The 12,173-nt window shown below is 59.6% G+C and carries 7 protein-coding genes and 1 pseudogene; 2 read left to right on the forward strand and 6 right to left on the reverse strand.

Going from position 1 to position 12,173, the window contains the following annotated elements:
- Positions 1-153 precede the first annotated feature (153 nt).
- The 6 genes from GWG65_RS38035 to GWG65_RS38060 all read right to left on the reverse strand — a co-directional run bounded on the left by GWG65_RS38035 (position 154) and on the right by GWG65_RS38060 (position 11,275).
- Positions 154-4,065 (reverse strand): RHS repeat protein, encoded by a 3,912-nt coding sequence (locus GWG65_RS38035; RefSeq protein ID WP_275200522.1) that lies wholly within the window; start codon positions 4,063-4,065, stop codon positions 154-156.
- Positions 4,066-4,640: 575 nt separating this feature from the next.
- Positions 4,641-6,032 carry a hypothetical protein gene (locus GWG65_RS38040; protein WP_275200523.1) on the reverse strand — a complete coding sequence of 464 codons (1,392 nt, stop codon included), beginning with the start codon at positions 6,030-6,032 and terminating at the stop codon, positions 4,641-4,643.
- Complete coding sequence (locus tag GWG65_RS38045) at positions 6,029-7,303, reverse strand: glycosyltransferase family 4 protein (protein WP_275200524.1); 1,275 nt, start codon at positions 7,301-7,303, stop codon at positions 6,029-6,031. Before GWG65_RS38045 ends, GWG65_RS38040 begins: the two co-directional genes overlap by 4 nt.
- A 28-nt stretch (positions 7,304-7,331) precedes the next feature.
- On the reverse strand, positions 7,332-8,666 hold the full coding sequence (locus GWG65_RS38050; RefSeq protein ID WP_275200525.1) for a cellulase family glycosylhydrolase: 1,335 nt from the start codon (positions 8,664-8,666) through the stop codon (positions 7,332-7,334).
- A gap of 46 nt (positions 8,667-8,712) precedes the next feature.
- Positions 8,713-9,894, reverse strand: a complete 1,182-nt coding sequence (locus GWG65_RS38055) for a glycosyltransferase (RefSeq protein WP_275200526.1) — start codon at positions 9,892-9,894, stop codon at positions 8,713-8,715.
- 253 nt (positions 9,895-10,147) lie between these two features.
- Entirely contained in the window at positions 10,148-11,275 is a 1,128-nt protein-coding gene (locus GWG65_RS38060) for a glycosyltransferase family 1 protein (protein WP_275200527.1), read from the reverse strand.
- A gap of 370 nt (positions 11,276-11,645) precedes the next feature.
- Between GWG65_RS38060 and GWG65_RS38065 the strand changes: the two are divergent.
- Together GWG65_RS38065 and GWG65_RS38070 are read left to right on the forward strand one after the other, a co-directional pair.
- Positions 11,646-11,898 (forward strand): annotated as a pseudogene (locus tag GWG65_RS38065) (NAD-dependent epimerase/dehydratase family protein); the annotation flags it as partial.
- A 40-nt stretch (positions 11,899-11,938) separates the two neighbouring features.
- Positions 11,939-12,173, forward strand: a 235-nt coding sequence (locus GWG65_RS38070; RefSeq protein WP_275200528.1) for a sugar phosphate nucleotidyltransferase, incomplete at its 3' end; no start/stop codon positions are given.

A 12,173-nucleotide genomic window follows, 5' to 3' on the forward strand; every position in this document is an offset into this window, starting at 1 on the left:
GTTACCGTGGCGCTGGTCAGCAGCGAGTGAAAGCTTGTCGTGCTGCTCGTGCCTCTCGAGGAGGCATGAGCCTAATCATTGGCCAGTGACCGGGACCCGCCAGTGCGCGGTCCGGTCCCATACAACGTTGATGCGGGCACGCGACCTTCGGCCTCAGACGAACATGAAATCGTGACTCGTCAAGCTGGCGGCGTTGACGTTCTTCAGCGTGATCGTATCGTTTGCCGAAAGCGTCACGACGGCGTTCGCGCCGGATTGCGAGATCTGCAGGTGGCTATAGTCCGGGGCGAGCAGCTTCAAGATCTCGATCGTGTCGTGATTCGCGACGTCGCCGGCATGGAAGTTGACGATCTGATCCTGACCATGATCGTAAACAATCGTGGTCGAGCCGGGCGCCGATGAGAACAGGTCATTGCTGTTGCCGCCCTGGATGGTTACCCCCGCGGCCACCGCGGTGACGTTGTGGGTGCCGTCCGCCTTGGTATCGTCGAAGAACTGGAGCGCATTGGCTGCATTGTAGTTCTCGTGCTGCGTCGTGCCGAACTGTCCGTTGAAGTTGAACAAGAAGACGTCCTTTGATCCGTCGACATTGTTTGCAACTTCCTGCGTCTTGGTGCCGGCGCTGTCGTAGATGTCGGTGAGCTTGCTGCCGTCGTCGTTGATGACCTGGGTGTAGTCCAGCGTGCCATCGGCGTGGGTCCGCGTGATGGATTCGATGTGCCCGGCCGCATCGAGGTGCTGGTGCTGGGTGGTGTAGGTCTGCCCGGCGATGTTGTAGCTCCAATTGTCCGAGGTGCCATCCGCATTGGTGATGTAGGCCGCGGTCTTCACGCCGTTGGTGTAGACCGTCGTGGAGCTGTAACCGTCGCTTTTTGTTGTCACCTCGCTGGTGAGAGAGCCCGTGGCATCGTACCAGTCTGACGTCTTGGTGCCGTCGGTGCTCTGGGTCAACGTGAACGCCAGGCTGTCGTCCGCGTGGGTCCGCACGATATTTGTGAGGAAGCCCGTCGTATCGTAGCTGTCATGCTCGGTCGTGTAGTTCTGGCCGACAACATGGTAGAGGAAAGTGTCCCTTGAACCGTCGGCGTGATAGTCGGTCTCGGTCATTTTGACGCCGCTGGCGCTGTAGTTGCTGACCACGCTGCTGCCGTCGCTATTGACGATTAGCGTATAGTCGAGCGTGCCGTCGGCATGCATGCGATCGGCTTCCGTGACCTTGCCGGATGCGTCGAGATGTTGATGCTGGGTCGTGTAGGTCTGGCCCACGATGTTGTAGCTGTAATTGTCGTGGCTCTGGTCGGGATTGGTGATGTAGGCCGCGGTCTTCACGCCGTTGCTGTAAACCGTCGTGGAGTTGTAGCCGTCCGCCTTCTGCACGACTTCGCTCGTGAGAATGCCCGTCGCGTCGTACCAGTCGGTGGTCTTGGTGCCGTCGCTGCTCTGCACCAGCTTGAAGGCGAGACTGCCGTCGGCGTGACGGCGCACCAGCGTGGTCAGGAAGCCTGTCGAGTCATAGATGTCGTGTTCGGTCGTGTAGCTCTGGCCGGTGACGTTATAGAGCCAGACATCCTTGCTGCCGTCGGCGTGATAGTCCGTCTCCTTCGTCTTGGTACCCGCCGCATCATAGTTGGTAATGACGCTGCTGCCGTCGCTGTTGATGACCTGGGTATAATCGAGCGTTCCGTCGGCGTGCTTGCGCGTCACCGCCGTCACCTTGCCGGAGGGGTCGACATGCTGGATCAGGGTGACGTAGCTCTGGCCGGTGACGCCGTAGCTGTAATTATCCTGACTGCCGTCGGCGTTATGGACATAGGCCTTGGTCTTCAGGCCGTTGCTATAGAGCGTAGTCGAGTTGAAGCCGTCAGCCTTTTGCACGACTTCGCTGGTGAGATTGCCAGTGGCATCATACCAGTCGGTGGTCTTGGTCCCGTCCTGCGTCTGGACCAGCTTGAACGCGAGGCTGCCGTCCGCATGGCGGCGCACCAGCGTCGTGAGGAAACCGGTCGTGTCGTAGATGTCGTGTTCGGTCGTATAGCTCTGACCTGTGATGTTGTAGGTCCAAACGTCCTTGCTGTGATCGGCGTGATAATCGGTCTCGACGAGCTTGGCGCCCGCGGCGTTGTAGCTGGTGATGATGCTGCTGCCGTCGCTGTTGAAGACCTGGGTCGAGTCGAGCGTTCCGTCCGCATGGGTTCGGGTGACCGACGTGACCTTACCGGTCGTATCGAGGTGCTGGACCTGGGTGGTGTAGCTCCGACCGGTGATGTTGTAGGTGTAATTGTCCTGGGTGTGGTCGGCATTCAGAACGTAGGCCGCGGTTTTCACACCATTGGTGTAGATGGTCGTGGAATAAGACCCGGTCGGCTTCTGCACCACCTCGCTGAGAAGCGTTCCGGCGGTGTTATACGTGTCGGTGGTCCGGGTGCCGTCGGTGGCGAGATGAATAAAGGTCGTCTTGATGCCCGCGGTGTAGCCGATTGCGTCCTTGGAGCCGTCGGAATAGGCGATGGTGGTCGAGATCGGAAGCCCGCTGCTGTTCAGCCCGGTGTTGGAGGTCGAGAGCAGCTTGCCCGTCGCATCGTAGGTCAGCGTGCTGGTCCAGGTCGGCGCCGAATTCGTCACCGAGAACGAATAGCCGCCCTGGATCTTGGACAGCGCGCTGCCGTAATGCGAAATCATATAGTTCATCGTCGCCTTCGAAGCGACGGGCAGGACATGCGAGTCGGTCAGCGTGATGGTCTGCAGCGCCGTCGACGTGCTCAGGTCGGACAGTTGCGGCACGATCTCGGCAGCCGTACCGCTGACACTGGTCCGGGTATCCGGCGGAACGGGGGTAGTCGCAGGCGCGTCGATCTCGATGACCAGCGGGTGATCGCTGACCGGAATCGTAATCGTGCTGACGTCGGTGTAGCTGGCGATCGCCGACGTTCCCGTCAACGTATCGTAAACCTTTACAGAATGATGCACGCCGCCGAGATTTACGGTGACGCTCTGGGTCGGATTGGATATCTCGGCGTCGGCCGCATCGTTCCAGAGCTTCGGCTCGGCCCAAACGACAAGCTCGTAGGCGCCATTGCTCTTGCCGAGCACCATGCTGTTGCCCGAGGCCGGCATGTTGCTCAGAGTGTAGTTCAATGGATCAGTCGGCTGCAGGCCGCCCTTGCCGTCATCAGCCAGAATGCTCGTCAGGTTGTGAATTGCAGTCGCGGCGAGCTTCGGGGTTCCATCGGAGTTGAACAGGCCGAAGTTGGCTTCGGGATTGATGTTGCTCGCGGACGAGTCGCGGTCGAACATTTCGTAGAGATAGGTCGCACTCACGCCAGCCTTGTAGGCATCAACCAGGGTATTCAAGATCGACTTGGCCTGCACCGTTTCGTCAACGCCGAGATATTGGGAGTTGGCTTGGGTGGTGTAGCCGGTCTCCGTAATCACGACGGGCTTTCCCGGTGCCGCGGTAGAGACGGCGCTCAATGTGGCAGCAAGTGAGCTGCCGGTCGTGAGGCTGGTGCTGACATAGGCATGCGCATTGGCGAAATCGACCGAGCCCGACATGTCGCCGAGCTGGCTGTAGCCCTGGGGATCGTTGTAGGCGAGCGACAGATTGAAGACGGGAATGCTGGAAAGCGCAGCGTCTCCTTTGACCGCCTGATAGAGCGCGCTCTGGAACTGGGCCGCGGCGCTGAGGCTCGAGCTGCCATTGTAGCTGAAGGGCTGGTGATTGGCCTCGTTGAGCCCCTCGATGGCGCTGATCGTGCCTGGATGGCTCGCCATGAACTTCTCAAGCGACACGATATACTTCTGAAGGCTGGCAGTGCCCTGCTGGGGCAGGGCGGATGACACCAGGAAATCGAACTTGTAGCCGGCAGCAGCCAGCCCCTCAACGACCGGTTGCGCGGCCGGGCTGGTTCCCATCGCGTCGCGGAGACGGGTGACGCCGAGATACTTCAGGTCATCGACCATCAACGCGAGGTTATTGTAGTCGGTCCACCCGAAGCCGGCATGCGTGTTGACGCCGATGGAGTTGATGAAGCCACTTGCGGAGAGGACGTTTTGATCTGACGACATTTCACACTCGAATTTCTGCGCGAGCGAAATTACTCGCAGGGATTAGCGTTCAACCTTCTCGATCGAGTGTGAATTTCAGATAAAAATCGGAGCTACAAATCGAAAGCGAACATCAGTTCCTCGAGGGAACAGGCCAGCTCTGATTCAGCAGAATAATGATGTCATGCCCATGCAGCATGACGCGAAGAAGGCGCTTTCAAGAATTCCATGGTTTTCACTGCTGAATGTATGCGCACGTCACGCGATCAAACCGCGTTTAACTTGAGCGCGGATGCCTTACGAGCCCGCATGTCCCCGATTTTCATCGGTCCGACTCATGCATCAGACCGTTCGAAAGCTTGATGGCCTTGCAGATGCCGTTTCTGAAGGCGAGCAAGCCACGCAATATTATCGTGCTGGTTGTGATTGCCCAACTAGTTTGCAGCAGTGGCTTCTATGCCGGAGAAGGAAGTAGGCGCTCGGTTCCTTCGCCGGAACCGGGTCGCTTGCGCTAACCTTGCGCTAACAATGAGCGGAGCGTTAGCTGCGCCCTTGAGTCCTATGCGAGGATCTCTTCGACCGAACCGTTGGGCAGATCAGCCGCGGCGGGCCAACATGAGAAAGTTTCCGTTCCAGCCAATCACAGCCGTGACGATCGCGGCGACGATGATCTTTCCCGCGAGCCATGCCGCCGGCTCCGTCGGCACGCGACTTAATGATCCGATCAGGATGGCGGCCGCGAGCGCCTGAATGACCAGTGGCCGGCGCGGGAAGGCCTTGAACCTGAGGGTAGGACCAAGCGCAGCCAAAATCGCTGCGAGCGTGGCGATCGAGGCACAGGCGACTGCTCCTTGCGGCGACAGCCCGGCCCAGACCGCGACCAGGGAGAAGGCTGCAACCATCGCAAGCTGGCCGGCAGCGACGACGACGAGCCTAGTCGCGAGCTTTTCGAGGTGGGGGACAACCGCGATCGTCGCCTGCAGGTGGGTATGGAGGAAATAGAAAGCAGCCACTGTCGGCGCTGTTGCCAGGAATCCGTCGAGGCTTTCCTGCGGGACCAGAATCCGGGCCGCGTCTGGAATGAAGGCGACGAGCCCGCCAAGCAGCACGAGGGTTGTGCAAATCATGAACTCGAACATACGTCGCGTCGATTGAATCGACGTCGCCGCGCTCCCGTGTTCGAAGTCGTTGACCACGTCAGGATAGCTCACGGTGTGGATCGCTGCGTTGAGGACCCAGAAGGGACGTTGCAGCAAGTCGAGCGCAATCGAAAATCCTGCGCCGGCTCCCGTTGCGCCCAATCGACCGATGACGATGATGCGGAGCAGCACCGGCACGGACAGATGGATGACGGAGGCGCCGGCCGCAAGCATGCCGTAACGAGAGAAGTCCTTCCAGTCCGCCAGCATTGTTCGCCGCGACACGCGATCCAACGGCGTGCGATACGCAACTAGGCCGGCAAGCAGGCCAAGCAGGTGACCCAACGCAATGCCGAGCATCGTCGCTTCGGCTGTCCCTGAAATCGTTCCGCCCGAGACGGCCCCGCCCAAAAGGGCCGTTGCACGCAAGGCGAGGAGAAAGGAGGCGGTACCCAGCCGGTTCGATAGCCGTACCGACAAAAAATAGAGATCCGTCAAGCCCTGAAGAACGGCCACGCTCAGGCCGAAGGCGACGAGACGTGGCGTGAGGCCGCTCATCATGGAGGCGCAGCTCCCGATTGCGACCAGCACGCCGGCACTCAGGAGGCCCGCTGCAAAGAGTGACGATCTTAGTCGATCCGCCTCGCCCTCTTTGGCAGCCGCAAGGAAACGCAGCCCGGCGAGCTGCAGCCACTCGAACATCAGCACGCACAGCAACTGGCTCGAGGCCATTGCAAGGGAAAAATTGGTGTAGTCAGCGGCGGGCAACAAGTGGCTGATCACGAAGATCAGGATGATCGCTGCTGCGCTTTGATAGACGTAGCCGGCGATCGCGAAGAGACGTGTCATCTCGGAATTAAGCTACTCTTTGCGACGGCAGGGCCTTGTGGCGCCTCGGCCTTTGCCGCGCGCACGGACGACATCCGTTGCTCGCGCAGTTGTTCATACAGGTTCTTGTACGACGACAATACGTCGGAAAAGATCCACTTGTTCGTGTCCGCAATAAGCCGTCGGCTGATCTCGTCGATCTTGTGCGGATCCGCAGCGATCTCGAGCATGCTCTTGGCCAGAGATTGTGGATCGGCTTCGGTCAGCCAGCCCGTTACGCCATGCTCGATGGCCTCCGGCATGCCGCCAAAGTACGTCCCGAGCAGCGGTCTGCCGGCCGCCTTGGCATCCGCGACGACGAGCGGGCCAGGATCATGCCAGATGGATGGAGCGACCACGACGTCAACTTGCTTGTAGAATTCGTCGGGCGACACAAATCCCATGAACTCGACCCGGGCATGCGGCGCCAATGTTCTCAGGCGTTGCTGTTCCTGATCGCTCAAGCGGCCGGCGATCATCATCCGGATCCGACCAGGTGGCAGCATGGCAAGCGCTCGCATGAGATTGTCGATGCCCTTCTCCTCGGTGAGCCGTCCGATAAAGCCGAACGTCACTTCCGTCGTGCAGACAGGGCGGGGATAGGGCGAGCGCGGCGGCTCGGTGGAAGCATTGCGGATGACAGTGCGGATCGGCGTCTCGGCAAACATTCCCATATCGGTATGAATCGAAAGGACTCGCTCGCTGACGCCGACCACGGCACTGAGCCAGTGCGTGGCGCGCTTGCGGTGGTAGGTCAAGATCCCACAGCTCGTACAAGTGCGCTCGCAAGAGTGCCCTTTGTCGAAGCGCGAGCAGCGCGGACACGTCAAATAGTAATCGTGAAGCGTATGAAGGACCGGAACCCCAAGTTTGGCAGCGACCCGCCAGATCGCAGTGGTCAGGCCCGACAGATTATTGGAATGCAGGACGTCCGGCTTGAAAGAGCGGATGCGCTCCGCGATCAGGGGGGCCTCGATCTGCCAATCGTCAATCGTATGCCAGATGCTTCGTTTTATGAAGTTCTTCTGCTCCGTGAACGGCGGATAAACGTTTTGTACCGGCGCGGAATAGACATCGATACCGTTGCATAGCTCACGCGCCTGCCCGGGCGCGGATGCGGCGCGTATCACCTCGACCTCGTCGCCGCGCTGGACCAGGCCCTCGGCAAACCTTCGTGCGAAGATCTCTGCCCCGCCGACGATCTTCGGTGCCTGCGGCGTCGGATAAAGTGTGGACGTCAAAAGGATCTTCATCGCCTCAACCTCATTTTGCCGACCCGGTTTACCGTGCCGGCCGTATATCCAGTGCGGGAATGGTGTCGTGATTGGCAGAAATCAGGACCGGGGTGCTCGAAATCGGCAGCCAGATCCCGGAGGCCGGCCTTGCGGTTGCATCGCAGGGTGCCGCGAAAGTCGCGCCCGGCAAATCGCTTCTGAGCCGGACCTCGTAGCGTCGATCCGGATCCTCGGACCAGACCGCGACTTTGCCGCCGGTAGTCGAGGACGCGGCGACCGATACGACGCCACTGGCGAGGCTTCTTCGTTCTGCGCTTAGGCTGGAGCGGATGAACGCCCAGGCGCCCCGTGCCGCGCAGGCGACGGGTTTGGGTGAATTGTCGAAACCGTAGAGCCCGAAATTGTCCTCCAACTCGGCTGGATTCCGGCCACTGTTCTTAAGTTCATAGATCCACATCCCCTTGAGCCAGCGCGCCGCAGTCGAAGCCCACAAGATGAGCTGCGCCGTGTTGTCGGCTTGGGCCTGCTCGCTGACTCCGCATTTGTTCGCCGCCGTGGTCCAGCCCGTCTCGGTTACGTAAATGGGGAAGTCAGGATTGCCGCTCGCTTGGCCGACGAGGCGATGAAACGCCGTGAGCCGGTCGATAATCTCGGTCGAAGTGCGCTTCGCCGGCGCCATGCAGAAGTTGTAAAGATGAATTGAGGCGCCGTCGGCGTATTGAAGGATACCGGTTCGCAGCATCTTCTCCGTCCACGTCCAACCGGGATCGTCGCCGATCGCGCCGACGACGAAGGGCGCATTCGGCGCCGCCTGCTTGACCGCCGGTTGTGTCGCCTTGGCGAGTGCCAGGTAGTTGTCCGCCGAGAATGCAGCGTCTTTCTTCGCTGCCAGGTTCCACTCGTTCCAGAGTTCAAAGATCGGCTGCTGCGGCGCTACCGATCGCGCTGCCGCTGCCGCGTAGTCCGCGAACCGCTGCCGGGCTTCGTCGGTCGTCGGCGGCGACGAGTTTGGAACGAGATGGTGTCCGAATGCGAGGATGAGGAGCGGACGTGCAACGCCGGACTGAACCTGCGCGTCGAGCCTGCTCAACCGCTGGGTGAAGCCCATCCGGCGGCCGGGCAGTTCGAAATCAGACCAGGGAAAATCGTCGCGGAACGCGTTGAAGCCCAATTGCTTGATCTGACCGACGTTCACGGAAGGCACGTAGCCTCGCGAACTCACCGGACCTCCCAGTCCCTGATGGGTGCCGATACCCAACAGGAATCTGTGCTCGAGCGGCTGGGCCTGTTGAGCGCGTGCGGGGATAGACAGATAAACTGACGCGATGAGGCTCGCGATGCAGAGAAGCCCGTTGCGGCTCAAGGTGCGGTGGCCTGCCATCGTCTAGATCATACTCGTAATCAATTCTCGCGTGTCGCGGCCCACTTCAAAAGGGCTTCGAGAGATCCGATTGCAGTTCCACCTTCTGCTCGACTCTGGTCTTGTCGTCGTCCAGGAGCTCGACATAGACCTGCTGCAATTGGCGGTGTGTGTTCTGGACGTCATAAAACTGTTTGAATCGATCGTAGCCGCGCTCACCCAAGACCTTGAGATCCAGATCGAGCATTCGTCGGAAACCGTCGATGAGGGGTTGGACCGCGACAGGTTCGCAAAGCACGCCGGTGACACCATCGACGACGATTTCAGGCAGCGCTCCGCTGTGGAAGGCCAGGATGGGCTTGGCTGCGCGCATTGCTTCCAGGGCAACGAGGCCGAAGGCTTCCCATCGTGACGGGATAACAACGAGATCGGCCGCCTCCAGATGAGTCTCGATTTGCTGACGATCCAGCCAGCCTAGCAGCGAGACATTGGCGGGAACCGCGGCGCCGTCGAACTTGCTGACCACGGAGGCGCCAACAATGCGAACATCCAGGACGTCTTCGAGCGATCGGGCGGCTTCGATGAGGAGGTCGAAGCCCTTTTGCCGGTCCAGGCGGCCGATGAACAGTACCTTGGCCTTCTTTGAAGTCCAATCTGCCGCAGCGCCGTGCGGCAACGGGCGGCTCCTCGAGATGCCATTGTGCACCAGGGTAAGACGCTCAGCCGGAATTCCCGCGCGCACCGCTTCATTGAATTCATCGCTGGAAATGCAGATGATGCGATCCGACGTGCGGGCCAGAAGATTTTCTGCGGCTTTTGTCGCCAGATGGCTCAGGCGGCCGCTCTCTCGCGAGAATGCCCAGCCATGGGGGCAATAGACGACGCGAGGACCGTCAGAGCGAGCTGCCATCGCGGGACGGAGCACGAGCCCGGCAAACGACGAATGGAGATGCATGACGTCCGGCTTGAAGGCATCGAGCGCCTGCATGCTCGCGCGCAACATCTGAAATAGTCCGGAAATGCTGCGGCCCGATCTGTCGAACGTCGTGATCTGGCTGTCATCGATTCCAGCGAGGTCGTGGCGATGATCCGATGGCACGACATAATGCACATTCTCCGCACCGAAGCTCGCTTGTTGCTGCGGATGCAACTCATTCAGATAGCTCGCTATCCCACCCCGGATCGTTTCCGCGACATGCAGCACTTTGACCGCCTGCCTTGCGGAAGATTGGGTTGGGGAGATCGACATGGTGCATCCATCCTTAGCTGAGCATCAACGGATGCGATCACAATCCATCCAATCCGTAGCGAGATTTAGGCAGCGATGTGGTGTTGTTGGGCCAAGGTCCGTCAAGCTCGTGCTCTTCGATGCCGAACGCGGTGCCGAACGCGCGAATGGAACTTGTTGTAAGCCGAGCCGCTGTCGGCGCTGTGGCCAAGAAGGGCCGCGCGTAAAATTTGGGCGCGCCTGGTCAAACCGGCGGCGCTCGCCATGTGCGGCACTACGCGAGAAACTCCAGCAGCGCTCGCGCAGATTTCTGCCACGAGTATAATGCGAGGCGATCTTGTTGCATTCTGCGCTCCTGATCAGAGATTGCGCCAGCTGCCAACCTTTGAAGCATTAGCTGTTTCAGTGCTCGGGCATCGGTGGCGCAAAAATATGCAGCTGCTTCGCCGCACGTTTCCATCACCGCATCAGCCGTCGAGGCTATGACAGGGCAGCCGAAGATCATGGCTTCAAGTGGCGGTACACCAAAGCCCTCGTAAAGAGAGGGAAAGACAAACGCCAAGGCGTGCGCATAGAGAGCTGCAATCTCGCCGTCCGTCAGGCGTCCGGCCAAAAGCAGGCCCGACTCGCTCTCGCCTAGATTATCCTGAAATACCTTGCTGTTATCGCCGCCAACGATGACCAGCGGAATGTCTTTTCGTTCGAGCAGCCGTGCGGCCTCGATTGCAACGGTGAGATTCTTGTTCTTGGTCTTGGAGCCAACAAAAAGAAAATATTTGCTCGTCTGAAGCCCCAGTCGGTCGAGAATGCCAGGATCAGGCACTGTTGATGCGAAATGCTCTGCGCTGTTCGGGAATATCGGGATGTCCGTTTTCGACAGGCCAAGCGTTGCAGCCAGCTCGCTGCGAGAAAAGACCGATACAGTCCCGATCCGAGCCCGGCGTGCAAGCAGGCGGTCCATCGTTCGATGAACGGCTAAGTAGCGCCAACTGAAGAAGTCGGGTCGGCGGAAGACCTGTGCGTCATGGATGACGACGATATGATCACGATGAAAAACAGGCCCGGAGTTGGCTAGACTGATCAAGCGACCGCCAGCGGCGGCGCGCGCAAGTTCAATTTGATCCCAAGCATGTCCACTCAATCGTCCAATTTTGCGTACCTTGATCCGGGTGAGATTGAGCACTTCGCTTGTCTCGCCTGGCACGAGCAATTGCCACTCGGCTGCTCTGAGCGAGGCAGGCGATTGGTCGGATGCCAGCAGGGAATCGATTGCCTTGACCATTTCGGCGGCATAACGCTGAACGCCGGTCAGCTTTTGCGAGAGAAAGCGGCCATTGATGAAGAGTTTCAATTCTATGCCGTTCTGGTTTGTCAATGCGACAAAGCGCGATTGTGATTGCACTAATCAGGCCAACGTATGTGCACGGAACCAAGCAGCCTGAAGGCACGGAATTATGACGACATGAGTAGCTGTCGCGGTGTTTGTTTGTCCGGCCCCCAGGGCCGCACCCAGCCGGGCTGTTGAACGAGTTGCTAGGGCAGACGGATGGCCGGCTCATGGAAGTGTGTCTGATGTTTGGTCGGTAGGCTGAAGCGCAGCTAGCGATCTTGCATATACGCCCGCTTTGCTGCGCCACTGGGTGAGGTCGACATCCGTGCTGCGAACTGTGTAGCTTGTTGCGACGGTGCTATTCAGCTAACGCGGAACCCTTGCCTCCGCCTGTGCAGTCTGGCATTGCCATATATTAGAACGAAACAACACGGAGTTTAGTTTGGCCCCCGTGGTGGTCACTCGCGCTGCGGGCTTCATCAGCATACATGTCTGTGAGCGGTTGCTTGCGCGCGGGGAACGAGTTGTCGGCATCGACGCTTTGACTCCCTACTATGATCCGGCCCTAAAACGCGCGCTTGCCTCGAAACGCTCAAACATGGCGGCTTTATATTCTACGAGATTGATCTCGCAGACTTTGCTCGGTGACGCGTGCCTTTGATAAGGTCTTGCCTGATCGCGTTGCTCACCTCGCAATATCACCGCGTATAAACCCCTCTCATGAGTAGCTCACACGTGTCCCAAAAGATTATCCCCCTGATCATGTGCGGCGGTGCCGGCACGCGGCTGTGGCCGGCTTCGCGCGAGGTGCGCCCCAAGCAGTTCCTGCCGCTGTTCGGCGCGCGCTCGACCTTCCAGGACACGCTGCTGCGCGTCTCGGAGGCGTCGCTGTTCGACCGGCCGATCGTCATCACCAATGCGTCCTACCGTTTCATGGTGCTGGAGCAGCTGGCCGAGATCGGCATCGAGG

The organism is Bradyrhizobium sp. CSA207, from assembly GCF_029051685.1.
Lineage (GTDB): Bacteria > Pseudomonadota > Alphaproteobacteria > Rhizobiales > Xanthobacteraceae > Bradyrhizobium.